Below are 25359 nucleotides of genomic sequence, written 5' to 3'. Positions count from 1 at the left end.
TTTCGCTCATTATGAAATTAAGAGCCGTCCTTCTTCATCAAGAGGGGCGGCTTTGTCTTGATGCGTCGTCATCAAGTCACGGAAGAAAAATGGGCCGTGTAGGAACATGCCAAAGTCATAAAAGTTCTTTTTCTCGGCACCGCGCATGTAAAGCAGGTGCATCAGGAAGAAATTGCCCTTCGAGCGCTTGTAGCGGTTCTCGCTATGCACATTCTTGAAGCGGATGCGGTGGATAAGTGGCGAGTGTTGCGTCTTGATCTTAAGAGCCTTTGCCGGATCCGAGCCATAAAAATGGATAATATCGGTAAGAACCTGAAATTCCGACCAGAGAACCGGACTGTCTTCCATCACAACGCGTACATCTTCGCGCAATGTTTTTGCTTTCGGATGCAGTGCAATCATCAGCAGGCAGGAGCCAATGGCAAGCATCGATACGGGCTGCTTTTTGAGTAGGTCCGGGCGTTCGCGCTGAAGGTCTGCAAGCGCTTCAACGGCGGGAACGGTGCCGAGGCTGTGGCCGACGATAACGACTTCATCGGCGTCGCTTTTTTCGATTTTCTTCTTCAAAGCTTCTGCGAAAGCTTTGCGTCGCGCATTGAGCTTATCATTGCGACCATAAATACGGTCATAGGCTGCAGACCAGTCATCCAGCAGATAAGACATAAAGAATCGGTCGCCCGGCCAGCGCACAAGCAATGTCGCAAGGACCGCAGCAAATGGCAGCGACCAGATGAGATTCCAGACGGGGAAACCCGCAAATATCGGCGCATAGGCAATGAGCGCTGCGATTGCGATAATCACAATCGACAACAGAAATGGCCACAGGAAGAACATCACAAAGCGCCAGCTTGTCGTGAGATAGCGGAGCAGGGTGCCTGTGAAGAAAATGTTCATGAAGGCGCGGAAGCCCGTTAGCATGCGCTTAGGGTGGAACGTGCTGCGTAATCGTCAAAGATGTCGGCTGTGCCAAACTGGCAGAACTCTGTTTCGGTTTGCCAGCCATTGCCCTGAGTCGTTGCGGTGAATGTTCCGCAATCATCCGGCTCGTCTTTCATCGGCGGCAATTTGGTCTTCGCATGCCACAAACGGTCGAAATCCTTCAGCGCAAGCGCGTGGCGCACGCGGACGGCTTTGGGATGCAGGCCTTCATAGCCTGTGAACTGAATAACGAGTCGTTTGCGAAAAGACATAAATCTCGACAGAAGGAATCAATGATTGGGGATAGAGCGGTGTTTGAACCGTTTTTTGCTATGATTGAGCAATGAGGCTGAATTGTGCGGAAAGTGGAGGCTCTCTAGCCGATATGGTGTGATTTCGTCACTATAATTTGTCGTGAAGCCATTATTTATGCCCATTACCGGGCAAAGTCTTATCTTGAGGTGGACAAAAGCCAGGCTATCTGGTAATGCCAGCCCCAATTTGCAGCGTTTATGTTGCGAAGCTTGGGAGCCTTTGGGCGTATAGACAGTTGACTCTATCAGCTGAACATCGTTAAGAGACGCCCTTAATGCCTCAGGCTCAATCGAAATTCTAACCGATACGGGATTACACGTGCAGGTACTCGTCCGCGATAACAATGTTGATCAGGCTCTCCGCGCTCTTAAGAAAAAGATGCAGCGCGAAGGTATCTTCCGCGAAATGAAGATGCGTGGCCATTATGAAAAGCCATCTGAAAAGCGCGCCCGCGAAAAGGCAGAAGCCGTTCGTCGTTCGCGTAAGCTGGCTCGTAAGCGCGCACAGCGTGAAGGTCTTATCGGCGGCGGTCGTACCGCAGCTCGCTAAGTGACCTGAAATTGGCGCTGCCTGTGTGGCGCCTTTTGCTTGCCGGTGCAGCTTATGGCTTGCGCCGGTTTTTGCATGTCTGAACGTTTGTTGATGCGCTCTGAAAGTGCTTCACGAGATAAGACATAGCGATTTGAAGTGTCAGCACGCCGCCATATACTGACCTTTATTGTGGCGTTGAGCTTGATATGAAAGAGAAGCATAGCTTTTCTGGCCAGTTGAGTTGATCGGCGTTTTTCCTGCGGTTTTCATCTGTGCTATACACTGCAAACATTATGGTTGTTGAAAACAGCCGGGGACAAAGTAGATGCAAGCTTGGGTACGCTCCCGCGCTTCGTTCATGCAGAAAGGAATGCTGCCGTTGCCAATGCGCTTTAAGGTGATGCACTCGTCCGGCAAATTTGTTGCCCGTAACTGCCTGATGGCTGCAACAGCTGTTTTGGCTCTTGGTCTTGTCGGCTGCCAAAGCTCCTCGACACAAACCGCGTTGAGCACGGTTGATCGTGCTCAGGGGTCTACCGAGAACATTGGCTCGCTCACCAGCGTTATTCAGAGCAATCCGCGCGATCCCGAAGCTTATAATGTTCGCGGCTCTGCCTACGGCAAGGCACGACGTTATAAGGAAGCGCTGCGCGATTTTGATCAGGCGATAGCCCTTAATCCGAATTTCTATCAGGCCTATGCCAACCGCGCCTTGATCTATCGTTACATGAATGACAACGGTAAGGCCGCGCAGGACTATAGCCGCGCGATCCAGATCAATCCGCAATATGATGCGGCCTATGTTGGTCGCGGCAATGTGTATCGTCAGGCTGGACGTCTTGATCAGGCATTGAGTGATTTCAACCAGGCGATTGCCTTGCAGACGACGGACGGCCGCGCTTACCATAATCGTGGTCTGATCTATCAGTCCAAGGGCCAGCATAAGCAGGCGATCGAGGATTTCTCGAAAGCGATTTCACTGAATTCGACTGCACCTGAACCATACAATGGCCGTGGTATTTCTTATTTGGCGCTCGGCGATCTCGACAATGCGTTTGACGATTTCAATACGGCGATCACCCTTGATGGCAATGTTGCTGAAAGCTGGGCTAATCAGGCGGTTGTTTATGAACAGCGTGGTGATAAGGCAAAGGCAGCAAATTCCTATTTGCGCGCGACGCAGCTGGATCCAAACTATCAGCCTGCAAAATCCGGACTTGCGCGCACACGCGGCTAATCTTGTCTTTTTCGAGAATAATGATGGTGGCGCTCCCCAAAATAGGGAGCGCCGCTTTTCTTTATGAAAAGCCGACATATAATCATGGCTATGTCGCTCTTCGATCACATCGGCTTTCAAAGCAAAGACCTTCGCCGCAGCTTATCTTTCTATGAAAGCTGCATGCCTAAACTTGGGCTGGCTGTTATTCCACATTCGGATAGGGGTTTTTTTGTCAGTGGCGGGGAGAGGGCACCCGTGCCTTTTCTTTGGATCCACAAAGCGCAGAAAGCTGGCGCAGACCAGCCTGATGGCAAGCCGGGCAACTATCTTCATCTGATGTTCAATGCGGGCAGTCGTGACGATGTAGAGGCGTTCTTCCGCGCTGCTATACAGAGCGGTGGCAAGGAGAGCGGACCACCGGCTTATCAGGGGCCCGAAGAGATGGGCTATTATGCGGCTCTCGTTTTCGACCCCGATGGCAATACGCTGGAAGCGGGTTTTCGAAAGAGGGTGGGATAAACACCCTCTCGTTGAGCAAATTCTAGCTGCGTGATCGCAGGTTGCGCTTGTCGAGACGATTGACGAGATAATCGCCGATCAACTGAATCCCGCAGACCATGATGATCAGAATAATCACCACAGCAACCATGATCTGTGTTTCGAAGCGCTGATAGCCGTAACGAATTGCCAGATCGCCCAAGCCGCCCGCACCAATGGCACCAGCCATGGCAGACGCGCCAATGAGCGTGATGATTGTCACCGTAAAGCCCGCAATAATACCGGGAAGGGCTTCCGGCACCAGCACTTCACGCACAATTGTCCAGCGGTTTGCGCCCATCGAACGGGCAGCTTCGACGAGGCCATTATCCACTTCGCGCAGTGACACTTCCGCGATACGCGCATAATAGGGAATAGCGGCAATCGACAATGGCACGATGGATGCCCATGTGCCGATTGATGTGCCGACAACAAAGCGCGTTACCGGAATGAGTGCCACCAACAAAATGATGAAAGGCACAGACCGGAAACCATTGATGATGGCACCGAGAATTGCATTGATTGTCAGATTTTGTGCAAGGCCACCCCGTTCCGTCAGAATCATGATGAGTGCCAGCGGCAGACCGACGACGAGCGAAATCAAGCTCGAGAAGCCGGTCATGATGATGGTCTCCCAGAAGGAGCGCCAGAGAAGATTAAGCATTGCCTGAGACATAGCCGAGAACCTCCGTGGCGTCTGCGTGGGTGTTGAGATACGCGATTGCGGCGTCTAGTTTTGCTTGGTCCTGCGCGGGCAGGCCAATGAACATGGTTCCAACCGGCTCGCCCTGAATGGTATCCATGCCGCCATGGATCAGCTGAAGCGCAATACCGGTCGCAAGTGTTGCTTCGCTGAAGAATGCGCCTTTGGCAGCGGCACCCGAGAGCTTGACCTTAAGAATGGCGAGATCGCCGGTCTTCTCAAGACGTTCGCGCCACACGACAGGCAGTTCCGGCTCAAGCACCTGCAACATGCTTTGTGTGATGGGCGAGCGTGGATTGGCAAAGACTTTCCACACCGGACCTTCTTCAGCAATGACGCCGTGATCCAGCACAATCACCCGATCGGCGATGCGGCGGATGACGTCCATCTCATGGGTGATGAGCAGGATGGTCAGGCCAAGCTTGGTGTTGATATCTTTGAGCAGCGCCAGAATTGACTGGGTCGTCTCAGGATCGAGCGCCGAGGTGGCTTCGTCAGACAGCAGAACAGCGGGTTCGGCAGCAAGTGCGCGCGCAATGCCGACGCGCTGCTTCTGGCCACCAGAAAGCTGTGCTGGATATTGCTTTGCTTTATCGGAAAGACCGACGAGATCCAGCAGTTCGGCCACGCGCTTGATGCGCTGAGCTTTTGGCATACCCGCAATCTTTAGCGGCAGGGCCACGTTCTGCGCGACGGTCTTGGCCGACATGAGATTGAAGTGCTGAAACACCATGCCGATGCGGCGGCGTACAGGGCGCAGCGCGTCTTCACCAAGGCCGGTGATTTCGCGACCTTCAATCAGGATTGAGCCGCTGTCGGGTTTTTCGAGGCCGTTAACGCAGCGGATCAGTGTGGATTTACCCGCGCCACTGCGACCGATAATGCCGAGGATTTCGCCGCGTGCGACGGAAAGAGAGACGCCATTGATTGCCGGTGTTTCACCGAACATTCGACGCACGTCTTTCATGGCGACGATGGGCGCTAATGCGGCAGGTGGCTGTTCAATGGTCACGGTCGTTTCTTCTATTTTTTATCCCGCAGCAAGGCGGCTGCGAATGAATAGTTTGATAGGCTTCAAGGAAAATGACGCCAAAGGGCATAGGCGGCTTTTGAGGAGCGCGCGGATGCTTTTGGGCAATTTTTTCGCTTACGTCAATAAAAGCCGCGCCGGAAATGCTTTTCCGGCGCGGTCTTTCAGTCACTTATAACAATTAGTTCCAGGCTGGAATGCCTGTGCCTTTGTAAACGCGGTCGAGCTCAGCCTTCACTGCGTCGTTCTGGAAGGAAGCAACAAGGTTCTTTACCCAATCAGCATTTGCATCTTCGGTGCGGACCGCGATGAAGTTGTTGTATGGGTTGTTTTCCTTGGATTCCCAGCCGATTGCTTCTTCTTTGTTGAGGCCAGCCTTGCCAGCCCAGTCATTGTTCACGATGGCGACATCGAGATCATCAATCGAGCGACCCACAACACCGGCATCAAGTTCCTTGATTTCGATGTTCTTCGGGTTCTCAATGATATCGATTGGTGTTGCAAGGATACCTGCTTCTGGCTTCAGCTTGATGAGGCCGCTTGCTTCGAGAACGCGGAGCGCACGACCTTCATTCGAAGGGTCGTTTGGTACACCGACAACTGCGCCTTCCTTCAGTTCGTCAAGACTCTTGATCTTGCGCGAATAGATGCCGATTGGCCAGACCGCAGTGTAACCTGCAACGCTGATCTTATAGTCGTGCTGCTTGATCTGTTCGTCAAGGTAAGGCTTATGCTGGAAAGCGTTCGCGTCGATTTCCTTGCGTTCCAGCGCTTCATTGGGCTGGTTGTAATCGTTGAAGGTGACGCGCTCGATGATGAGGCCGTGCTTCTTGCCTTCTTCGGCAACGACTTTCCAGACGTCTTCATCTTCGCCGCCCATGATGCCGACCTTGATGGTCTTGTCTTCTGCATGGCTTGGGGCGCTCGCAAAGCCAATGGTGAGGGCTGCAACCGTGAAAAGGGCGGCTTTCAGACCCGCGCGGCGGGTCAGCGAGTAGCGGGAAAGGACTGACGACATTCTTATTTTCCTTGTCTAAAGTTTTTTGGAGAGCCGGTCCCGGAAAGCGATCAAATGAGATGATCTTTCTCCCCCTGCCCACCTTAGGGGCGATAATTCCCGTTTATTTGTCAAGAAACAAGAAAAATAATTTCACCTTCACGCGATTCAGCGATTGTGAAATTGCGTTCACAGTCGCGTGAGCGGATTGTCTTTTCTGTTTGGCGTCCTCTCAGGAATCAGGTTCTAAAAACTGTCAGAAATAATCATCTGAGCGGCCTTTTCGGCAATCATCAAAGTGGGTGAATTGGTGTTGCCGGAGGTGATCCCCGGCATGATCGAGGCATCGGCCACGCGCAGTCCCTGAATGCCGTTTACGCGCAGACGCGGATCGACGATGGCATCTTCATCCGCTCCCATGCGACACGTACCGACCGGATGGAAAATAGTGGTGCCGATATCGCCTGCTGCTTTTTCCAATTGTTCTTGTGTTTGATAGCTTGGTCCGGGCTTGAATTCTTCCGGGCGATATTTCTGCAAAGGTGCCTGCGCCACGATATGGCGGGTGAGGCGGATAGCATCGGCTGCAACACGACGGTCGCTTTCGGTGGCGAGATAGTTCGGTCTGATAGCGGGTTGGGTCCGGTGATCAGGCGACTTGATGTGGATCGAACCACGGCTGTCGGGGCGTAGATTACAGACGGATGCAGTAAAGGCCGGGAAGGGGTGGACGGCTTCGCCGAATTTCTCAAGGCTCAAGGGCTGCACGTGATATTGCAGATTGGCTGTTTCATAGGATGGGTCCGAGCGGGTGAAAACACCGAGCTGGCTGGGTGCCATCGACATGGGGCCGGAGCGACGTAGGAAATATTCAAGGCCGATCATGGCTTTACCGAAGAGCTTGCTCGCCTTTTCATTGAGCGTTGGAATGCCGTTCACTTTATAAGCGCAGCGCAGTTGCAAATGATCCTGCAGGTTTTCGCCCAACTGTCTGCGTTCGAGCTTTACCGGAATGCCTGCCTTTTGCAGCACATCACCGCGACCGATCCCTGAAAGCTCCAATATCTGTGGCGAGCCGACGGCACCTGCTGCTAGAATAATCTCGCGTTTTGCTTTGACGGTTCGGGTTGTCCCATTCTGATCGAAAGTGACGCCGGTTGCCCGCAGTTCTTCGATCTCGATGCGACGAACATGGGCGCCGGTTTCAACGCGCAGGTTCGGGCGATCAAGGGCCGGGCGCAGAAAGGCTTTGGCCGTGTTCCAGCGAATACCGCGCTTCTGGTTGACCTTGAAATAGGACACGCCTTCATTGTCACCGCGATTGAAATCGTCGGTTGCTGGAATTCCGGCAGCAATGGCTGCATCACGAAAAGCATCCAGAATATCCCAGTGCAGACGGGCACTTTCGACACGCCATTCGCCACCCGCACCATGCAGCTCGCTTGCGCCTTCAAAATAGTCTTCCGATTTTTTGAAGAAGGGCAGCACATCGTCCCAGCCCCATCCATCGCAACCCGCCTGTCGCCACAGATCATAATCGCGGGCCTGACCGCGCATATAGATCATGCCATTGATGGAGGAGCAGCCACCGAGTACCTTGCCGCGCGGATAGCCGAGCGAGCGTCCATTGAGGCCTGCTTCCGCTTCGGTGGTAAAACACCAGTCGGTGCGCGGATTGCCGATGCAATAAAGATAGCCGACGGGGATATGAATCCACGCGTAATTGTCTTTGCCGCCTGCTTCAAGCAGCAGCACGGAACGGTTTTTATCTGCGGAAAGCCGGTTCGCAAGCGCGCACCCTGCCGTGCCCGCGCCAACCACGATGTAATCGTAGGTGTCGGTCATGATTCATATCCAGTAAAAAGGTGGAGCCGCTATCTTGTGATCATGCGGCTCCGAAAATATCGGTTACCCGAATAGTTTCTTTCCAAGCCGCGATGCATAGAACTCGCCGACGATGCCTTTACGGAAGAGCAGAACGCAGGCCATGAAGATGACGCCTGTGACAATTGTCACGGGGAAGTCGGAGGTTGCAAGATAGTTCTGAAGAGCAACCACGAAGGCTGCACCGACGATTGGGCCGATCAGCGTTCCGATGCCGCCCAGCAGCGTCATCAGGATCACTTCGCCCGACATCTGCCAGCCCACATCGGTGAGGGTGGCAAACTGGAAGACCAGCGCCTTCATGCCGCCTGCAAGTCCTGCAAGTGCGGCTGACATGACAAAGGCTGCAAGCTTGTAGTGATTGACGGAATAGCCCAGCGACACGGCGCGGCTTTCATTTTCGCGCACGGATTTAAGGATCATGCCGAAAGGCGAATTGATGATGCGCCAGATCGCAAAGACGCCGATTACGAAGAGTGCCAGCACCAGATAATACATGTTCATCGGCTGGTTGAGGTCGATGAAGCCAAACAGATAGCCGCGTGGCACGCCCTGAAGACCATCTTCGCCATGGGTGAAGCTCGCTTGCAGACAGAAGAAGAAGAACATCTGCGCCAGTGCCAGCGTGATCATCGTCGAATAGATGCCCTGACGACGAATAGCGAGATAGCCGATGATAAGGCCAAGCACTGCTGCGGCGAGCATGCCAAGCAGGATGCCAATTTCCGGTGTGACACCCCATACTTTGACCGCATGAGCCGTCACATAGGCAGCGCCGCCAAAGAAGGCTGCATGGCCAAAAGACAGAATGCCGGTAAACCCGAGCAAGAGGTTGAACGCGGAGGCAAAGAGCGCAAAGCACAGCATCTTCATCAGGAAGATCGGATAGACCATGAAGGGTGCTACGATCAATCCAGCCACGGCAATCGCCAGAATGATGGCCGAGAGGCTGTTGAGGGCTGGCGCTTTTGCCTGATGATGTGCCGTCGTTGCTTTGAGAACAGTGTCAGTCATATCAGGCCTCCTTCCCGAACAATCCGGCGGGTCGCACCAGAAGGACGATTGCCATGATAACAAAGATGACGATGCTGGAGGCTTCGGGATAGAAGACCTTGGTCAGACCTTCAGCCAGCCCCAGCACATAGCCGGTGATGATGGCGCCAAGGATCGAACCCATGCCGCCAACCACCACCACGGCAAAAACCACGATAATGATGTTTGACCCCATCAGCGGGCTGACCTGATAGATGGGTGCTGCCAGAATTCCGGCAAAGCCAGCGAGAGCTGCACCCAACGCATAGGTGAAGGTAAGCAGCAGTGGCACATTGATGCCAAAGGCTTTGACCAGTGTCGGGTTTTCAGTTGCGGCACGCAGATAAGCGCCGAGCTTGGTTTTCTCAATCAGCAGCCATGTTCCGATACAGATGACGAGTGACGCCACCACCACCCATGCGCGATAGTTTGGCAGGAACATGAAGCCGAGATTATTGCCGCCTGCAAGTGATGGAGGGACAGCATAAGGCTGACCGGCAGCACCATAATAGTAGCGGAAGGTGCCTTCGATCACGAGCGCTAAGCCAAAAGTGAACAGCAGGCCATAAAGCGGATCAAGATTATAGAGCCTTGAAAGCGCAACACGTTCGATAATAGCGCCGCCCAGACCCACGATCAGTGGAGCGAGAATAAGCGCTGGCCAATAGCCGATGCCAAGGCCGCTTAACAGCAGGTAGCCAACAAATGCGCCGAGCATATATTGCGCGCCATGGGCAAAATTGATGATGCGCAAAAGCCCGAAGATGATGGCAAGGCCCAGGCTCAGCATGGCATAGAAAGACCCGTTGATGAGGCCGACAAGCAACTGCCCGAGAAGCGCTTGCACAGGGATACCGAAGATCATTGTCATTGGTTCAGACCCCCAAGGCTTGTGTAAGTTCTGCCATGCGGGAAGGCAGTTCAGTGGTTGGGAAGTTTTCCGTCACCACACCATGATCCATCAGATAAAAGCGGTCTGCGACCTTGGCGGCAAAGCGGAAGTTCTGCTCAACCAGAAGCACAGTCATGCCGCGCTTCTTGAGCTCGACCAGCACATCGCCGATGCGCTGGATGATGACGGGCGCAAGCCCTTCCGTCGGCTCATCCAGCAGCATTACCTTCACGCCGGTGCGCAGGATACGGGCAATCGCCAGCATCTGCTGTTCACCACCCGAAAGCTTGGTGCCGGGGCTGTTGCGGCGATCATAGAGATTGGGGAAGAGCTCGTAAATCTCGTCGAGTGACATGGCTCCGCTGCCCTTGCCGACAACGGGTGGCAGCAACAGGTTTTCATGCACGTTGAGCGTGGCAAAGATTCCGCGTTCTTCCGGCACAAAGCCAAGGCCAGTGCGGGCAATGCGATGCAGCGGCACACGCAGAATGTCTTTCCCATCAAGCGTGATCGTGCCGGTGCGCTTGCGGATAATGCCCATGATGGCGCGCAGCGTTGTGGTTTTGCCGACGCCGTTGCGGCCTAAAAGCGTGATGGTTTCACCGGGCCAGATATCGAGATCGACGCCGTGCAGCGCATGGCTTTCGCCATACCAGGCATTAAGCCCGCGCACGGAAAGCAAGGGGTGGCCTCTATTCATGTTCGGTTCCCATGTAAGCGGTGCGGACGCGCTCGTCTTGCGCGACGGTGGCATAACTACCCGAAGCAAGGATTTCGCCGCGTTGCAGCACCGTGACGTGATGGGCGATGTCGGCCACCACTTTGAGATTGTGTTCGACCATCAGCACCGCACGATCTTTCGCTACATCGGAGATGAGAGCGGCAATGATGTGCACGTCTTCGTGGCCCATGCCTGCCATTGGCTCATCGAGCAGCAGCACTTTGGGATCGAGCGCCAGTGTGGTGGCGATTTCAAGCGCGCGCTTGCGGCCATAGGAAAGATCGGCCGCCAGCGCATGACGCGCATCGGCCAAACCCACACGCTCCAGCAGATCAATCGCTTTTGCATCAAGCCGATCAAGCATGGATAACGAACGCCAGAATTGTGTTGCCAGACCGCTTGGGCGTTGAAGCGCGACCTTTACGTTTTCCAACACCGTCAGATGCGGGAATGTCGCTGAAATCTGGAACGAGCGGACCAGACCCATCCGCGCTACCTTGGCAGGGTTGGTCTTGGTGATGTTTTCGCCAAGTAGCGTAATCTCGCCGCTCGTCGGCTGGAGGAATTTTGTGAGCAGGTTGAAAACGGTCGTTTTGCCTGCACCATTTGGCCCGATCAGAGCATGAACGCGGGCGTGCTCTACATCCAGATCGACATTCTTCACCGCATGAAAGCCGCCAAAGGACTTGCCCAGCCCACGTGCCGAAAGAACGATCTCCAACGGCTCTGCTTCTCGCAGAGCCGTAGTATTTTGGGTTGCTGTGTTCATCCCACCAGCCTCTTATTGTGTGACCAATGAGCAGCCGCTTTCTTCAGGTTTCATGTAAGCCTGATCGCCGGGGATGGTCGCCAGTACGTTATAGTAGTCCCACGGTGCCTTGCTTTCGTCGGGCTTTTTCACTTCCATGAGATACATGTCATAGATCATACGGCCATTTGGCCCGACCTTGCCATTGCGGGCGAAAACATCATTGACCGGCATTTCATGAAGCTTCTTGGCAACGGCTTCCGTCTCGTCGGTGCCTGCTTCCTTGATGGCTTTGAGATATTGCAGCACGGCGGAATAAGTGCCTGCCTGAATCATATTCGGCATACGGCCAGTGCGGTCGAAGAAGCGCTTGCTGAACTCGCGCGATTCATCGTCGCGATCCCAATAGAAGCCCTCGGTGAGCGTCAGGCCCTGTGCCGCATCAAGGCCCAAGCCATGCACTTCGGCAATGGTGAACAGCAGAGCTGCAAGGCGCTGGCCGCCGGCAACGATGCCAAATTCGGCTGCTTGTTTGATCGCATTGGATGTATCAAGTCCAGCATTGGCGAGGCCAACCACCTTGGCACCGGAAGCCTGTGCCTGCAAGAGGAATGATGAATAGTCTGTCGTGCTCAAAGGATGGCGCACGGAGCCAAGAACTTTACCGCCTTTTGACGTGACGAATTTTGATGTTTGGTCTTCCAACGAATAACCGAAGGCATAATCGGCCGTCAGGAAATACCATGTATCGCCACCCTGTTCGACGAGAGAGCCGCCGGTTCCAACGGCAAGCGCATGGGTGTCATAGGCCCAGTGGAAGCCATAAGGCGAGCATTGCTTGCCTGTGAGTTCCGATGTCGCGGCACCCGTATTGATGGTGATTTTCTTTTTGTCTTTGGAAAGTGCCTGAACGGCGAGGCCGACTGAGGAGCTGGTCAGCTCCATGATTGCATCGACCTGTTCGGTGTCATACCACTGGCGCGCGATGTTGGCGGCGACGTCTGGCTTGTTCTGATGATCGGCTGTGATGATTTCAATTGGCGCATCCAGCACCGTACCGCCAAAATCTTCGGCAGCCATTTTTGCAGCTTCATAAGACCACTTGCCGCCGAAGTCAGCATAAACGCCCGACTGGTCGTTCAGAATGCCGATTTTAACTTTGCCGTCTGATATTTCTGCTGCGGATGAAATCGCGGTTGCGGCAAAAAGTGCAGCCGTCGCCAGTGCAAAAAGTTTCATTCAGTGCTCCTCCCAAAAACTCCATATCCGTCGCAAAAAATCAGACGGAATCCTCCTGTGAAGCAGTCTTTTCAGATCAGAATGCAAACCTCCTCATGGTCATACACTCTTCTGCTTCAGCCCGAACTGTTCCTCCCGTCGGGCTATTTGTCGGAACGGTAGCATTGACAAATGCGTACAAGAATAACAATTTTTGAACATCATCTGTTCGAAATTGTACAGATGATGAAAGGGAGGACGTGGTGCGCCAGTTTGCATGGGATGATCTGCAATATTTTCTGGCTGTTGCGCGCACAGGCCAGCTTTCAGCAGCCGCCCGGCAATTGCGCACCAGCCATGTCACGGTTTTGCGCCGGATCGACCGTCTGGAGCAGTCGCTCGCGACCAAGCTTTTTGAACGTAATCCGCGCGGTTATCTGTTGACGCCAATGGGAGAGCGGTTTGTAGAGCCAGCGGAAGTGATGGAGCGCGAGGCGCTGAAGTTCCAGACAGAAGCGACGGGCAGTTTCTCAGCTCTATCGGGGGTTGTGCGATTGTCTACGCTTGAAGGCTTCGGCAATTTCTTTCTGGCGGATCGCTTGCCAGTGTTAGCGCAATCCTATCCCAGTTTGTCTGTAGAAGTTGTGACGATCCAGCAGATTATGTCGTTGTCAAGGCGTGAGGCGGAACTGTCCATTACGCTTCATATGCCGCGCACCGGGCCTTATCACAGCGAGCGGATCACGCCTTACAGGCTCTTTATCTACGGGCATCGGGATTATCTGAACTGTCACCCGCCAATCAGAGCGCGTGAAGATCTGACACGGCATCCGTTCATTGGTTATATAGATGACATGGTCTTTACGCCCGGCCTTGATTATATGCGTGAGATTTTGCCCGGACAGCGTTGTAATTATCAAAGCTCAAGCATTCACGCTCAGCTTACCGCAACGCTGACAGGCTACGGTCTTTGTGTGCTGCCTTATTTTATTGCGTGTCAGTATCCAGATCTTATGCCTGTGCTGCCTAAAGAACTGCATCTGGAACGCGAATACTGGATGAATTGCCACGTCGATGTGATGGCCGCACCACGTATACGTGTCATTAGTGATTTTATGCTTGGTGCGGTGCGCGAAGCGTCGGCAAATTTTATAGGCGAGAGCCTGCTTTAGAGCGCGTTTCGATCTGATTGAATCAGATCGGCGCTCTAACGATTTGTTTTAACGCGCATCTTATCCCAAAAACGTTTCACACTTTTCGGGATGCGCTCTAATGTTCAGATCAATCCGCCGTTCATTGCGTAAATACAGGTGATAATTAATGCGCTGAAGCCAAAACCAATAATAAATAAATTAAGTGTTCGCAAAGTCCCCTCCCATTGCAACCCGGGCGGTTTATGTGCGACTTGAGTAAAAATGTCTACTCTAAATTGTATTAATCCAAACGAAAGTTGTATTTCCTACATTGCAGCCTGTTCATAAGTGACATCGCGGCGATACCTGTAAATTTTAGAGGTATTCTCCGCATTTAAATGGATTGAATTGACGCCCGGGAAGTTAGGCCCGGCCTTCGTCGAGACGAAAACCCGGCCTGAAGATTCGATAATTGAACACTGTCAGCGCTGCTTCGCCAGTCCTTGTTCGCGCATTTGGCTCAGCGTCATCTTGGGCGAAAGCGCTTCCGGATCGATGCGGATTTCAATCAGACCCGGCTTGCCAGATTGCTCGCACCGCTTGAAGGCTTCCGCAAAATCGGCAGTTTTTTCCACCGTTTCCCCATGCAGGCCATAGGCGCGCGCGAGTGCTGCAAAGTCAGGATTGGCAAGGCCAGTGCCGGAAACGCGACCCGGATAAGTACGTTCCTGATGCATACGGATCGTGCCATACATGCCGTTATTGACGACGATGAAAATCGCATTGGCACCATATTGCGCAGCCGTTGCGAGTTCCTGACCGTTCATCAGGAAGCAGCCGTCGCCAGCAAAGCAGACGACCGTACGTTCTGGCGCGGTGAGTTTTGCTGCCACTGCCGCCGGAACGCCATAGCCCATGGAGCCGTTGGTGGGCGCCAGCTGGCTGCGATAGGTGCGATACTGATAGAAGCGGTGCGGCCACGCCGAATAATTGCCAGCGCCATTGGTGATGATGGCGTCTTCGGCCAAATGTGCGCGCAGCCATTCCATGATCTCGCCCATCTGAACGGCACCGGGAATTGTCGGCGTTTTAAGATTGTCGCGATAGTCGGCATTGGCGCTTTCAGCCCATGCTTTCCACCGAGGACTGGCGATAGGCTCAAGCTTGGAAGCTGCTTTGGGGAAGGCGGCCATACTGGCATTGATCGGGATATCCGCATGATAGACGCGGCCCAGTTCTTCCGCGCCCGGATGGACATGGATGAGCTTCTGCTTTGGAACAGGGATATTGATAAGCTCATAGCCCTGCGTGGTCATTTCACCAAGGCGCGCGCCCACGACCAGCAAAAGGTCCGAGTCTTTAACCCGGGCCGCAAGTTTCGGGCTGATCGATGTTCCCATTTCACCAGCATACAGCGGGTGCTGATTGTCGAACATATCCTGACAGCGGAAGGATGCTGCGACAGGCAGCGACATGTTCTCTGCAAATGTTTGCAGGTCGCGAACCGCTTGCGAATTCCAGCCGCCGCCACCGACGATCATCAGTGGTCGCTCTGCTTTTTCGAGAAGCGCTTTCATGTCCTGTAACTGATCGCTTCCCGGATGCATCTCGACATGCTTGTAAGCCGGTGCATCGCTGACGGTCGCATGTGATGTCAGCATATCTTCGGGAAGGGCGATGACCACAGGACCGGGGCGTCCGTTGACCGCACGATGGAAAGCCTGACTGACCAGTTCCGGGATGCGGGCGGGATCATCGATCTGCACCACCCATTTGGCCATCTGGCCGAACATGCGGCGATAATCAACTTCCTGAAATGCCTCACGTTCCACCTGATCGCTTGCGACCTGCCCGATGAACAGAAGCATCGGTGTGGAATCCTGAAAGGCGGTATGAACGCCGACGGAGGCATTGGTTGCACCGGGGCCGCGCGTGACAAAGCAGATGCCGGGCTTGCCGGTGAGCTTGCCATAGGCTTCCGCCATGTAAGCAGCACCGCCTTCCTGACGGCAGACAATCAAGTCAATCTTGTCGCTTACGTCATGAAAAGCATCCAACGCTGCAAGGTAGCTTTCGCCGGGCACGCAGAAAACGCGGTCGACGCCATGAATGCCAAGTGCATCCACCAGTATCTGACCGCCATTGCGTGTGTTGGAGTTGGTTGTGGATTTGTGCATTTCCCTACTCTCAAAATGTCTCAAAGACTTTGGCGCGTATGCGCTCTATTTCGGAGGCATACGCAGCGCACCATCGAGCCGAATGGTTTCGCCGTTGAGCATGCTGTTTTCGATAATATGCAGCGCGAGTGCCGCATACTCGTCTGGCCGACCCAGACGCGGGGGGAAAGGAACCATCTGGCCCAGCGCATCCTGTGCCGGTTGCGGCAGGCCTTTGAGCATGGGGGTTTCAAAAATACCGGGCGCAATGGCACACACGCGAATGCCAAGCGGCGCTAATTCACGCGCAGCAGGCAGGGTCAGGCCAACGACACCGCCTTTAGACGCTGCATAGGCCGTCTGGCCGATCTGGCCGTCAAAGGCCGCAACCGACGCCGTGTTGATGACAACGCCGCGCTCGCCCGTTGGCAGGGCTTCGCTTTTGGATGTGATATCGGCAAAAAGTCGCAGCAGATTGAATGAGCCAATCAGGTTGATTTCAACAGCGCGACGGAAATCATCAAGCGGCATGACGCTGCCATCGCGTGCCAGCATTTTCTTTGCTGGTGCCACGCCCGCGCAATTGGCCAGAATATGCGGTGATCCGAGCTTTTCGCCGATTGCCTTGAAGGCAGCTTCTGCACTCGCTGCGTCCGATACGTTGCATTGAATGGCGATGCCGCCAATCGCGGCTGCTACCGTATTTGCACCCTCAATGTTGAAGTCGAGGATTGCAACTTTCGCGCCCTTGGCGGCCAGAGCCTGTGCAGTTGCAGCACCAAGACCTGATGCACCACCACTGACGATGGCGATTTTTCCTTCAATATCCATTTGTTCCCCCGCTTAAAGCGCTTCCAGTGCAATGGCCGTTGCCTCGCCGCCACCGATGCAGACAGAAGCCATTCCACGCTTAAGGTCGTTCTGCTTCATGGCATGAAGCAGCGTGACGATGATGCGTGCGCCAGAGCAGCCAATCGGATGGCCCATAGCACAGGCACCGCCATGGATATTCACCTTGTCGGCGGGGAGGTCGAGTTCCTGCATTGCAGCCATAACAACAACGGCGAAAGCTTCATTGATTTCAAACAAATCAATGTCGCGGACATTCCAGCCGGTTTTGTCGAAGAGTTTCCGCATTGCAAAAATCGGGGCCGTAGTGAAAAGGGCAGGCTGTTGTGCATGGCTTGCGTGACCGCGAATAATGGCAAGCGGTTCTATGCCAAGCTTTTCAGCTTTGGACAGGCGCATCAGGGTAAGCGATGCCGCACCATCTGAAATTGATGAGGAATTGGCAGCAGTGATTGTGCCGCCTTCGCGGAAGGCTGGCTTGAGATTTGGTATTTTTTCAGGTTTCGCGCGGGTTGGCTGCTCGTCGCGGTCAAGCTCTGCAACGGAAACCAGTTCGTTTGCGAAAGAACCAGCTTCAGTGGCTTTGAGTGAACGCGAAAGTGAGCGGAGGGCAAATTCGTCCTGTTGCTGACGCGTTAACTGATAGTGATCGGCGGTTTCTTCCGCGAATGTTCCCATGGCGCGGCCTTTGTCATAGGCGTCTTCAAGGCCATCAAGAAACATGTGGTCGTAGATTTTGCCGTGGCCCATGCGATAGCCGCCACGCGCTTTTTCGAGCAAATAGGGCGCATTGGTCATGCTTTCCATGCCGCCTGCAACCACAATGTCCGCACTGCCTGCGCAAATGAGATCGGTGCCCAGCATGACGGTTTTCATGCCCGATCCGCACACCTTGTTGATGGTCGAGCAGGGTGTATGTTGAGAAAGGCCAGCATGAATTGCGGCCTGACGTCCGGGTGCCTGTCCCAGCCCTGCAGGCAATACACAGCCCATAAGCACTTCGTCGATTTGATCAGGGCTAAGCTTGGCCCTGTGGACCGCTTCCTTGATTGTGACAGCGCCCAGTGCTGTTGCACTCTCCCCCTTGAGCGCGCCTTGAAAACTTCCGATCGGTGTTCGTACCGCACTGGCGATAACGATCGGATCTTTTGTTTCCGACATTTGTTTCCTCCTCACAAACGCATTAGAGATAACAACATAGCGGGGGCCGTGAAAACAGCCTAAATATCATGAGTAACTCTCATGAGTTCATGTCGTGGAGGTATGGATAAAATGCGTGAGACAAATTCAGGCAAAATCCGTGTGGGTATTGGCGGCTGGGCTTTTGAGGAGTGGGACGAGAGTTTCTATCCGGAAAAGCTCTCCAAAAAACGCCAGCTCGAATATGCTTCGAGCAAGCTCACCTCCATCGAAATCAACAGCACCTATTATGGCGCGCAAAAGCCTGCGACTTTTGCCAAATGGCATGACGAAACGCCGGATGACTTCGTTTTTTCGCTCAAAGCACCGCGCTTTTCGACCAACAAACGTGTTTTGGCTGAAGCAGGCGAGAGTATCGAGAAATTCGTGACCGGCGGTCTTCTTGAGCTGAAAAACAAGCTCGGCGTTATCAACTGGCAGTTCATGGGCACGAAAAAATTCGATCCAGTCGACTTTGAAGCTTTTCTCAAGCTTTTGCCAAAACGTGTCGATGGGCGCGATCTGCGTCATGCTGTTGAAGTGCGTCACGATAGTTTCAACTCACCGGATTTCATCGCGTTGTTGCGGGAATATGGCGTTGCGGTGGTGATTGCGGGCGACAGCAAATTCGTTGAAATTGCCGACATGACGGCTCCGTTTGCTTATCTGCGTATCATGGGCACACAGGAAGACAAGAAGCTCGGTTACAGTGAGGGCGAGCTTAACCATTGGGCAGAGCGGGCGAAAGCGATAGCGTCGGGCCATGATGTGCCGGACAGTCTCAAAACCGTCACCCCGCCGCTCCCTGATAATGTCGCTCGTGATGTTTATCTTTATGTCATCAGCGGCCATAAGGCGCACAATCCACACGCTGCGATGGCCTTGATTGATCGTTTGAAATGATGGCTCTTACCAAACATTGAATTATGTGAGTCCTGAGTCGATCATGTCCAAGTTTGATACGTCTGCCCTTGAAGCCTTTGTGCGTCATATTCCACAAAATTACAAAGGTCCGGGCGGCGTTGTTGCCGTCGTGAAGGACGGCGAGGTTGTGTTGCAACACGCCTGGGGTTTTGCGGATCTTCGCACACGAACGCCCATGACGCTCGATACGCGGATGCCGATCTGTTCGGTCAGCAAGCAGTTTACCTGTGCTGTGCTGCTTGACGCGGTTGGAGAACCGGAGTTGCTTGATGATGCGCTTGAAGCCTATCTCGACAAGTTTGAAGATGAGCGTCCCGCCGTTCGCGATCTTTGCAACAACCAGTCTGGCCTGCGCGATTATTGGGCGTTGAGCGTTCTGTGCGGTGCTGATCCGGAAGGGGTGTTTCTGCCTGCACAGGCTCAAAGTCTGCTGCGCCGTCTCAAGACTACGCATTTTGAACCGGGCTCGCATTACTCTTATTGCAACGGCAATTTCCGCATTTTGGCCGACCTCATCGAAGCCCATACCGGGCGCACGCTGGTCGATCTTCTGTCTGAGCGGATATTTGCGCCCGCTGGCATGAAGCGTGCAGAGCTTATTCCCGACACGGCGCTGTTTGACGAATGTACGGGTTATGAAGGCGATACGGTTCGGGGCTTTCTGCCTGCAACCAATCGCATTCAATGGATGGGTGATGCAGGCATCTGCGCATCACTCAATGACATGATTGCTTGGGAGCAGTTCATCGATGCAACGCGTGACGATGAGGGCGGGCTTTATCGTCGGTTGAGCGGGCCGCAAACTTTCAAAGACGGTGTCGCCGCGTCTTATGGTTTTGGTCTCAATCTTCACGAAACAGGCGGTAAGCGTCTGACTGGTCATGGTGGTGCATTGCGCGGCTGGCGCTGCCAGCGCTGGCATTGCGCGGATGAACGCCTCTCCACAATTGCCATGTTCAATTTTGAAGGCGGTGCTTCAGAGGTTGCCTTCAAACTGATGAATATTGCTCTGGGTGTATCGTCATCTGAAGTGTCGCGGGTGGAGGCTGATTCAGCATGGTTCGGCTCATGGCTGGATGATGAAACCGGGCTTGTACTGAGCCTTGAAGATGCTGGCCACGGTCGCATGAAAGCACGTTTTGGCACCAGTCCGGAAATGATGGATGTGGTAAGTGCAAATGAAGCACGTTCAGCCGTGACAACGATCCGTCGCGATGGCGAGACAATCGAACTTGTGCGGGCCTCTGAAAATCTGCGCTTGAGCATGAAGCGTGTCAAAGGCGAAGCCAAACACGACATTATTGGCCGCTATCATAGTGATGAACTCGATGCCGATCTGTTGCTCGTTTCCGAAGGTGGCGCGATTTATGGCGCGTTTGAAGGTTTCCTTGGCAAGAGCGACATGTACCCGCTTTATAGTGTCGGGTCTGATGTCTGGCTGCTGCCTGTTCAGCGTTCGATGGATGCACCATCGCCCGGCGAGTGGAAGCTTGTTTTCCGACGCGACGACAAAGGTGAAATTACAGGTTTGAGCGTCGGCTGCTGGCTTGCGCGCGGTGTTGAATACAGGAGAGTTCAGCCATGAGCGAACTGAAAGTCAGAACCCGCGAAACCGGAGCGGTCGCGGAAATGCCGCATGGCAAACTGCCGACGATCACCACGCCGACAGGCGGTACGGTAGAGATTGTCACCAGTGTCAGCCAGCCGGGTTTTAATCCGCTCGATCTGATTTATGCATCGGTTGCTGCCTGTATGGCGCTAAGCGCGCGCATTGCTGCGACCAAGCTCGATTTACGTGAAAAGCTTAACGATGTTCGGGTGGAAGTAAAAGGCGATAAGGCCCATGAAGGCCCGTCACGCATCGAACGATTCGATATAACATTCCATTTCGACGGTGATCTCACCGAAGATGAAAAGCATCATCTTGCGGAAATGGCTGAGGAAATCTGCACCGTCAGCAATACGCTGCGTGGTGATCCGCAGTTTGACCTCAAAGTATCTTAAGCGTGATCATATCTCTTCACGGATGCGTTCGACGCCAAATGTGATGACGCTTTCCATCGCAGCGCGTGCTTTCTGACGGTCGCGCGATGCTATTGCGTGGGCGATGCGCAAGTGATTGGCTGCGCATTCGGCAATACCTTCTGGCGAGCTTGCGGGCGAAGAGAGCTGAAATGAAATTGCAAGTGCTGCTTCAATCAGACTGCTGACCGAACGCATGAACGGGTTGCCCGACATGCGGGCAATCGCAAGATGAAACTCCAGATCGACCTTGGCAATGGATTCTGGTGTATGCTTGGGATCGTCAAATTTTGCGGCCAGCGCGTAAAGTTCAACGAGTTCTTCGCTGGTTGCGTTTTTTGCAGCCGCCGCCGCCGCCGCTGGTTCCAGCGCCATACGCATTTCGGCGAGGTGATCGACGAAGACTTCATCGAAGCCTGCTTCAAAGCGCCATGTCAGTACATCAGGATCGAAGAAGTTCCAGGAACTGCTGCCCAAAACACGCGTACCGACCTTGGCCTTGGCCTCAATGAGGCGTTTTGCGCCAAGCGTTTTCATCGCCTCACGCAGAACAGTACGGGAAACGCCAAAGCGCAACGACAATTCGTTATCGCCCGGAAGTATCGAGCCTTCGGGAATTGTGCCCGCGACAATGCCGCGGCCCAGTTCGCCCACGACAACTGCGTGGCTGTTATGGCGCTTGCGTCCGGTTATGGCCGTTTCCAGTAATCCCAATTCAGGCCTCCTTCATGCGTTGACGCGCGAGTCTTATATCGGAAAACCATACAAGTCCTCGCTGTAGCGCAATAAACAAGAACAGCAAGATACCAATCGCTATTTTTGTCCACCAGGAAGACAGTGTTCCATCGAAAACAATATAGGTCTGTATGAGGCCTTGTATGAGAATACCGACAAATGTCCCTGCCACCAGGCCGGCACCGCCGGTGAGTAGTGTGCCCCCAATGACGACCGACGCAATTGCGTCAAGCTCAACACCCACAGTTGCCAGCGAATAGCCCGATGATGTGTAGAGCGTATAGACGATGCCTGCGAGGCCGGAAAGCACGCCCGACATGGTATAGATGCCAATTGTGGTCCGACCAATCGGAACGCCCATCAGCTCTGCCGATTGCGCGTTGCCGCCAAGCGCATAGATATTGGCACCAAAACGTGTGCGATGCGCAATGATGCCGCCGATTATGAAAACTGCCAGCATGAGCATGGCAACAAAGGTTAATCTGCCGCCGCCCGGGAGCCTGAAGTAAAAGCCTTGTAAGGTTTCGATGAACGGATGCGAAATCGGCACAGATTGCGTCGAGATCAGAAATGCTGCTCCGCGTGCCAGAAACATGCCAGCGAGTGTCGCTACAAAAGGCGGGATGCCGAGATAATGGATCATCATCCCCATCCACGCACCAAATAGCGCTGCGATCACCAGCACGAGGCCGAAAGCAATCAGCGGATGCACGCCGAGCTGTCCGACGAGCACGGCCACAAAAACGCTGGTAAAGGCGATGACGGATCCAACCGAAAGGTCTATGCCGCCGGAGATGATCACAAAGGTCATGCCAACGGCTGCAATGCCAAGGAAGGCATTATCGGTCAGAAGGTTGCCGATCACCCGCGTTGAAAGCATGTTCGGGAACTGGATGACGCAGATCGCATAGGCAAGCAGGAAAATTGCGACTGTTGTGACGAAAGGCAGATTGCGAAGCACTCTCATTGCCGTGCTCCTTGGTGCGTTGGCTTTGCGGCACTGTTTTTACGTTCAGCACGCAGGAAGGTGAAGAAGCTGACGATTGCCGGCGACTGGAATGTCAGCACGATGACGATAATGCCTGCCTTGATGATGAGGTTAAATTCCGGCGGAAACCCAGCCATCAGGATGCCGGTATTGATCGCCTGGATGATTAGCGCGCCAAGCAACGACGCCATGATCGAGAAACGCCCGCCATTCAACGATGTGCCACCAATGACGACAGCCAGAATGGCATCGAGTTCAAGCCAGAGACCGGCGTTGTTGGCATCTGCACCGCGAATATCAGCGGTTGCGATCAGCCCGGCAAGCGCTGCACAAAGGCCAGAAGCTGCATAGACACTAAACAGGAGAAAGCGCGCTTTAACCCCTGCCAGCATGGCGGCACGGCGGTTAATGCCTGTGGCTTCAATCAGGAAACCAAGCGCTGTCGAGCGCACCGCAAATCCGATTGCCAGCCCTGCACATACCCAGATTAAAACAGGGATAGGCACGCCGAGGAACGAGCCGGAACCGAGTGCTGCAAAGGAATCATTGTTGAAGGTCAGGATTGCGCCTTCGGTGATAAGCTGTGCGATGCCCCGCCCCGCCACCATCAATATCAGCGTTGCAATGATCGGCTGAATGTCAAAGACGGCGACAAGAAAGCCGTTCCACAATCCGCAAACGAGTCCGACGCCGAGGGCGACGGGTATGACAATCGCCAGCGGATAGCCTGCAACGATGAGTGATGCAGCTGTTGCGCCGCTGATTGCCATGACCGCGCCGACCGAGAGATCAATGCCGCGGGTGGCGATCACCAATGTCATGCCGACTGCCAGAATGGCGACAGGTGCAGCACGCACCAGAATATCGATTAGGCTTCCGTAGAGGCGTCCGTTCTGAAAAGAAATACCGAGAAAACCTGGCGCGATGATGGTGTTTGCCGCGAGAATAAGTGCGAGTGCTGCCAGTTGTGGGCTTAGTCTTTTCAGTTTTCTGGTCATGCGCGCAATCATGCTGCCGCTTCCTTATCGCTTCCGGTCTCAGCAATCGCACGCACGATATTGTCGGCGGTGATTTCTTCGCCTTTGAGTTCTGCCACATGGCGACGGTCGGAGAGCACCACCACGCGGTTTGCCACGGCTGCAAGCTCCTCGAATTCGGAGGAAATGATGACAAGAGACATGCCTTCGGTGCAGAGTTCGCCGATGAGCTTGAGAATTTCGGCATGGGCACCAATATCGATGCCACGCGTTGGCTCATCCAAAATCAGCAGGCGAGGATCGGTGGCGAGCCAACGCGCCAGAATGGCCTTTTGCTGGTTGCCGCCCGACAGAAATTTGATCGGTTTGTCCGGATCAGGCGGGCGTATATCCAATGCTTTGATATAACGCTGGGCGAGGGCAGCCTTTTCGCGTGACGAGATCGGTTTTGACCAGCCACGCTTGGCTTGAACGGCGAGCGCGATATTCTCGGCCACCGAAAAATCGCCGATGATCCCATCGGTCTTGCGCTCTTCAGGACAAAAGGCAAAGCGTTCGGAAATGGCTGCGACCGGTGAGGGCAGCTTTGTATCTTTGCCGTCAACACTAAGCGTGCCACTGTCTGCCTGATCGACGCCGAACATAAGCAAAGCAGTCTCTGTACGACCAGAACCGAGCAGTCCGGCAATGCCAACGGCTTCGCCGGGCTTGATCGCGAGATCAAAGGGGGCCACGCTTCCTTTTTTGCCAAAGCCAGTGAAGTGGATGGGCGCGGAATAGCTGTCGCCGACTTCCTCAGTTAGCTGACGGCGGACAGTCTCCTGCAACTGATGCCCAAGCATCATGGAAATCAAATCGGTGCGAGGCAGTTCCGACAGATCGCGGCTGCCCACCAGACGACCGTTGCGCAGCACAGTTGCGCAATCAGCGATATCATAGACCTGATCCAGAAAATGCGTGATGATGATGATGCCAAGACCCTCGGCCTTCAAATGGCGCAAGACGCCAAACAGCATCTCGACTTCATGCGCATCAAGACTGGCCGTTGGCTCATCCAACACCAGAACTTTGCCTGAAACATCGACAGCGCGGGCGATTGCGATGATCTGGCGGATGGCGACAGAATAAGCCGACAAAGGTGCACCGACATCAATCGTGAGGCCGTATCGGGCGAGCAGGGTGGCTGCATCTTTTTCCATGCGGCGACGGTCAATGAAGCCGAGGCGTCGCGGCTGGCGACCAAGAAACAGATTTTCGGCGACTGTCAGATTTTCAAGAAGATTGACCTCCTGATAGACGGTTCCAATGCCCAGCGTTTGCGCTTGCATTACAGAGGCGGGCGCGATGCGCTGGCCTTCAAGCAAAACAGAGCCATCAAAGCCGTGATAGGCGCCGGTCAAAATTTTGATGAGCGTTGATTTTCCTGCGCCGTTTTCGCCAAGGAGCGCGTGAATTTCACCGCGATTGAGCGCGAAATCGACGTGATCGAGTGCAGTCACACCAAGAAAAGATTTGGTAATTGAGCGCGCTTCAAGAAGCGGCGTTGCTGGCGTTTCGCGCACAGCGATGTCGGGGCGAGCCATGGCAGTCTTCCGTTTGCGAATTTCAAAACCAGAGCGTGTTGCATGTAATGCACCACTGCACTTGCTCT

25 protein-coding genes are annotated in these 25359 nt (G+C 54.1%); 7 read left to right on the top strand and 18 right to left on the bottom strand.

Annotated features, from left to right (window positions below):
• Positions 1-9: 9 nt before the first annotated feature.
• Entirely contained in the window at positions 10-894 is an 885-nt protein-coding gene (locus RI570_RS03575; RefSeq protein WP_409558613.1) for a hypothetical protein, read from the bottom strand.
• A 17-nt stretch (positions 895-911) separates the two neighbouring features.
• Positions 912-1190, bottom strand: coding sequence for a hypothetical protein (locus tag RI570_RS21625; protein ID WP_409558612.1), 279 nt, complete (start codon positions 1188-1190; stop codon positions 912-914).
• A 361-nt stretch (positions 1191-1551) separates the two neighbouring features.
• On the opposite strand from RI570_RS21625, the gene rpsU reads away from it, so the two are divergent.
• The 3 genes from rpsU to RI570_RS03560 all read left to right on the top strand — a co-directional run bounded on the left by rpsU (position 1552) and on the right by RI570_RS03560 (position 3502).
• Entirely contained in the window at positions 1552-1782 is a 231-nt protein-coding gene (gene rpsU, locus RI570_RS03570) for a 30S ribosomal protein S21 (RefSeq protein ID WP_187544203.1), read from the top strand.
• A gap of 352 nt (positions 1783-2134) precedes the next feature.
• Positions 2135-3001: a tetratricopeptide repeat protein gene (locus RI570_RS03565; protein WP_313828537.1), complete on the top strand. Its 867-nt coding sequence runs from the start codon at positions 2135-2137 to the stop codon at positions 2999-3001.
• A 90-nt stretch (positions 3002-3091) separates the two neighbouring features.
• Entirely contained in the window at positions 3092-3502 is a 411-nt protein-coding gene (locus RI570_RS03560) for a VOC family protein (RefSeq protein ID WP_313828536.1), read from the top strand.
• Positions 3503-3524: 22 nt separating this feature from the next.
• Here RI570_RS03560 and RI570_RS03555 read toward each other — a convergent pair whose 3' ends face one another.
• From RI570_RS03555 to RI570_RS03515, 9 genes are all read right to left on the bottom strand, one after another.
• Positions 3525-4196: a methionine ABC transporter permease gene (locus RI570_RS03555; RefSeq protein WP_313827013.1), complete on the bottom strand. Its 672-nt coding sequence runs from the start codon at positions 4194-4196 to the stop codon at positions 3525-3527.
• Positions 4177-5235, bottom strand: coding sequence for a methionine ABC transporter ATP-binding protein (locus RI570_RS03550; RefSeq protein WP_313827012.1), 1059 nt, complete (start codon positions 5233-5235; stop codon positions 4177-4179). Before RI570_RS03550 ends, RI570_RS03555 begins: the two co-directional genes overlap by 20 nt.
• A 199-nt stretch (positions 5236-5434) precedes the next feature.
• On the bottom strand, positions 5435-6271 hold the full coding sequence (locus RI570_RS03545) for a MetQ/NlpA family ABC transporter substrate-binding protein (RefSeq protein WP_313827011.1): 837 nt from the start codon (positions 6269-6271) through the stop codon (positions 5435-5437).
• 225 nt (positions 6272-6496) lie between these two features.
• Entirely contained in the window at positions 6497-8095 is a 1599-nt protein-coding gene (locus tag RI570_RS03540) for a GMC family oxidoreductase (protein WP_313827010.1), read from the bottom strand.
• A gap of 63 nt (positions 8096-8158) precedes the next feature.
• Positions 8159-9148 (bottom strand): branched-chain amino acid ABC transporter permease, encoded by a 990-nt coding sequence (locus RI570_RS03535; protein ID WP_313827008.1) that lies wholly within the window; start codon positions 9146-9148, stop codon positions 8159-8161.
• 1 nt (position 9149) lies between these two features.
• Positions 9150-10037, bottom strand: coding sequence for a branched-chain amino acid ABC transporter permease (locus RI570_RS03530; protein ID WP_313827007.1), 888 nt, complete (start codon positions 10035-10037; stop codon positions 9150-9152).
• A 4-nt stretch (positions 10038-10041) separates the two neighbouring features.
• A complete protein-coding gene (locus RI570_RS03525) occupies positions 10042-10758 on the bottom strand; it encodes an ABC transporter ATP-binding protein (protein WP_313827005.1) in 717 nt (238 codons plus the stop codon).
• The gene (locus tag RI570_RS03520; RefSeq protein WP_313827003.1) at positions 10751-11548 is read right to left on the bottom strand and encodes an ABC transporter ATP-binding protein; all 798 of its coding nucleotides are present in this window, start codon (positions 11546-11548) and stop codon (positions 10751-10753) included. The genes RI570_RS03525 and RI570_RS03520 overlap by 8 nt, the downstream gene beginning before the upstream one ends.
• Before the next feature lie 12 nt (positions 11549-11560).
• Complete coding sequence (locus RI570_RS03515; RefSeq protein WP_313827001.1) at positions 11561-12766, bottom strand: ABC transporter substrate-binding protein; 1206 nt, start codon at positions 12764-12766, stop codon at positions 11561-11563.
• Between the two features lie 242 nt (positions 12767-13008).
• Between RI570_RS03515 and RI570_RS03510 the strand changes: the two genes are divergently transcribed.
• Complete coding sequence (locus RI570_RS03510; protein ID WP_313826999.1) at positions 13009-13917, top strand: LysR family transcriptional regulator; 909 nt, start codon at positions 13009-13011, stop codon at positions 13915-13917.
• A gap of 443 nt (positions 13918-14360) precedes the next feature.
• On the opposite strand, the gene RI570_RS03505 is transcribed toward RI570_RS03510, so the two are convergent.
• The 3 genes from RI570_RS03505 to RI570_RS03495 are packed head-to-tail and all read right to left on the bottom strand — an operon-like array spanning position 14361 to position 18044.
• Entirely contained in the window at positions 14361-16055 is a 1695-nt protein-coding gene (locus RI570_RS03505; RefSeq protein ID WP_313826997.1) for a thiamine pyrophosphate-binding protein, read from the bottom strand.
• A gap of 45 nt (positions 16056-16100) precedes the next feature.
• The gene (locus tag RI570_RS03500; protein ID WP_313826995.1) at positions 16101-16865 is read right to left on the bottom strand and encodes an SDR family oxidoreductase; all 765 of its coding nucleotides are present in this window, start codon (positions 16863-16865) and stop codon (positions 16101-16103) included.
• 12 nt (positions 16866-16877) lie between these two features.
• Complete coding sequence (locus tag RI570_RS03495) at positions 16878-18044, bottom strand: acetyl-CoA C-acyltransferase (protein ID WP_313826993.1); 1167 nt, start codon at positions 18042-18044, stop codon at positions 16878-16880.
• A gap of 111 nt (positions 18045-18155) precedes the next feature.
• On the opposite strand from RI570_RS03495, the gene RI570_RS03490 reads away from it, so the two are divergent.
• Genes RI570_RS03490 through RI570_RS03480 form a run of 3 tightly spaced genes read left to right on the top strand, consistent with a single transcriptional unit; the run spans position 18156 to position 20990 of the window.
• Positions 18156-18965 carry a DUF72 domain-containing protein gene (locus RI570_RS03490; RefSeq protein WP_313826991.1) on the top strand — a complete coding sequence of 270 codons (810 nt, stop codon included), beginning with the start codon at positions 18156-18158 and terminating at the stop codon, positions 18963-18965.
• A gap of 43 nt (positions 18966-19008) precedes the next feature.
• Positions 19009-20571 (top strand): D-aminopeptidase, encoded by a 1563-nt coding sequence (locus RI570_RS03485; RefSeq protein WP_313826989.1) that lies wholly within the window; start codon positions 19009-19011, stop codon positions 20569-20571.
• Positions 20568-20990, top strand: coding sequence for an OsmC family protein (locus RI570_RS03480; RefSeq protein WP_313826987.1), 423 nt, complete (start codon positions 20568-20570; stop codon positions 20988-20990). Before RI570_RS03485 ends, RI570_RS03480 begins: the two co-directional genes overlap by 4 nt.
• Positions 20991-20996: 6 nt before the next feature.
• On the opposite strand, the gene RI570_RS03475 is transcribed toward RI570_RS03480, so the two are convergent.
• Genes RI570_RS03475 through RI570_RS03460 form a run of 4 tightly spaced genes read right to left on the bottom strand, consistent with a single transcriptional unit; the run spans position 20997 to position 25291 of the window.
• Entirely contained in the window at positions 20997-21722 is a 726-nt protein-coding gene (locus RI570_RS03475; RefSeq protein ID WP_313826985.1) for a FadR/GntR family transcriptional regulator, read from the bottom strand.
• A 1-nt stretch (position 21723) separates the two neighbouring features.
• A complete protein-coding gene (yjfF, locus tag RI570_RS03470) occupies positions 21724-22710 on the bottom strand; it encodes a galactofuranose ABC transporter, permease protein YjfF (RefSeq protein WP_313826983.1) in 987 nt (328 codons plus the stop codon).
• Positions 22707-23741 (bottom strand): ABC transporter permease, encoded by a 1035-nt coding sequence (locus tag RI570_RS03465; protein ID WP_313826981.1) that lies wholly within the window; start codon positions 23739-23741, stop codon positions 22707-22709. Before RI570_RS03465 ends, yjfF begins: the two co-directional genes overlap by 4 nt.
• On the bottom strand, positions 23738-25291 hold the full coding sequence (locus RI570_RS03460) for a sugar ABC transporter ATP-binding protein (protein WP_313826980.1): 1554 nt from the start codon (positions 25289-25291) through the stop codon (positions 23738-23740). Before RI570_RS03460 ends, RI570_RS03465 begins: the two co-directional genes overlap by 4 nt.
• Positions 25292-25359 lie beyond the last annotated feature (68 nt).

The organism is Brucella pseudogrignonensis (assembly GCF_032190615.1).
GTDB lineage: Bacteria > Pseudomonadota > Alphaproteobacteria > Rhizobiales > Rhizobiaceae > Brucella > Brucella pseudogrignonensis_B.
Note: the sequence above shows the minus strand (reverse complement) of the source record. Positions and strands in the feature narration are given on the sequence as shown.

What these genes read in the sequence shown, in the direction of transcription:
- RI570_RS03575 (WP_409558613.1), bottom strand. Translation starts at nt 894, where the DNA reads ATGAACATTTTCTTCACAGGCACCCTGCTCCGCTATCTCACGACAAGC.
- RI570_RS21625 (WP_409558612.1), bottom strand. Translation starts at nt 1,190, where the DNA reads ATGTCTTTTCGCAAACGACTCGTTATTCAGTTCACAGGCTATGAAGGC.
- RI570_RS03565 (WP_313828537.1), top strand. Translation starts at nt 2,135, where the DNA reads ATGCTGCCGTTGCCAATGCGCTTTAAGGTGATGCACTCGTCCGGCAAA.
- RI570_RS03560 (WP_313828536.1), top strand. Translation starts at nt 3,092, where the DNA reads ATGTCGCTCTTCGATCACATCGGCTTTCAAAGCAAAGACCTTCGCCGC.
- RI570_RS03555 (WP_313827013.1), bottom strand. Translation starts at nt 4,196, where the DNA reads ATGTCTCAGGCAATGCTTAATCTTCTCTGGCGCTCCTTCTGGGAGACC.
- RI570_RS03545 (WP_313827011.1), bottom strand. Translation starts at nt 6,271, where the DNA reads ATGTCGTCAGTCCTTTCCCGCTACTCGCTGACCCGCCGCGCGGGTCTG.
- RI570_RS03540 (WP_313827010.1), bottom strand. Translation starts at nt 8,095, where the DNA reads ATGACCGACACCTACGATTACATCGTGGTTGGCGCGGGCACGGCAGGG.
- RI570_RS03535 (WP_313827008.1), bottom strand. Translation starts at nt 9,148, where the DNA reads ATGACTGACACTGTTCTCAAAGCAACGACGGCACATCATCAGGCAAAA.
- RI570_RS03530 (WP_313827007.1), bottom strand. Translation starts at nt 10,037, where the DNA reads ATGACAATGATCTTCGGTATCCCTGTGCAAGCGCTTCTCGGGCAGTTG.
- RI570_RS03525 (WP_313827005.1), bottom strand. Translation starts at nt 10,758, where the DNA reads ATGAATAGAGGCCACCCCTTGCTTTCCGTGCGCGGGCTTAATGCCTGG.
- RI570_RS03520 (WP_313827003.1), bottom strand. Translation starts at nt 11,548, where the DNA reads ATGAACACAGCAACCCAAAATACTACGGCTCTGCGAGAAGCAGAGCCG.
- RI570_RS03515 (WP_313827001.1), bottom strand. Translation starts at nt 12,766, where the DNA reads ATGAAACTTTTTGCACTGGCGACGGCTGCACTTTTTGCCGCAACCGCG.
- RI570_RS03505 (WP_313826997.1), bottom strand. Translation starts at nt 16,055, where the DNA reads ATGCACAAATCCACAACCAACTCCAACACACGCAATGGCGGTCAGATA.
- RI570_RS03500 (WP_313826995.1), bottom strand. Translation starts at nt 16,865, where the DNA reads ATGGATATTGAAGGAAAAATCGCCATCGTCAGTGGTGGTGCATCAGGT.
- RI570_RS03495 (WP_313826993.1), bottom strand. Translation starts at nt 18,044, where the DNA reads ATGTCGGAAACAAAAGATCCGATCGTTATCGCCAGTGCGGTACGAACA.
- RI570_RS03490 (WP_313826991.1), top strand. Translation starts at nt 18,156, where the DNA reads ATGCGTGAGACAAATTCAGGCAAAATCCGTGTGGGTATTGGCGGCTGG.
- RI570_RS03485 (WP_313826989.1), top strand. Translation starts at nt 19,009, where the DNA reads ATGTCCAAGTTTGATACGTCTGCCCTTGAAGCCTTTGTGCGTCATATT.
- RI570_RS03480 (WP_313826987.1), top strand. Translation starts at nt 20,568, where the DNA reads ATGAGCGAACTGAAAGTCAGAACCCGCGAAACCGGAGCGGTCGCGGAA.
- yjfF (WP_313826983.1), bottom strand. Translation starts at nt 22,710, where the DNA reads ATGAGAGTGCTTCGCAATCTGCCTTTCGTCACAACAGTCGCAATTTTC.
- RI570_RS03465 (WP_313826981.1), bottom strand. Translation starts at nt 23,741, where the DNA reads ATGATTGCGCGCATGACCAGAAAACTGAAAAGACTAAGCCCACAACTG.
- RI570_RS03460 (WP_313826980.1), bottom strand. Translation starts at nt 25,291, where the DNA reads ATGGCTCGCCCCGACATCGCTGTGCGCGAAACGCCAGCAACGCCGCTT.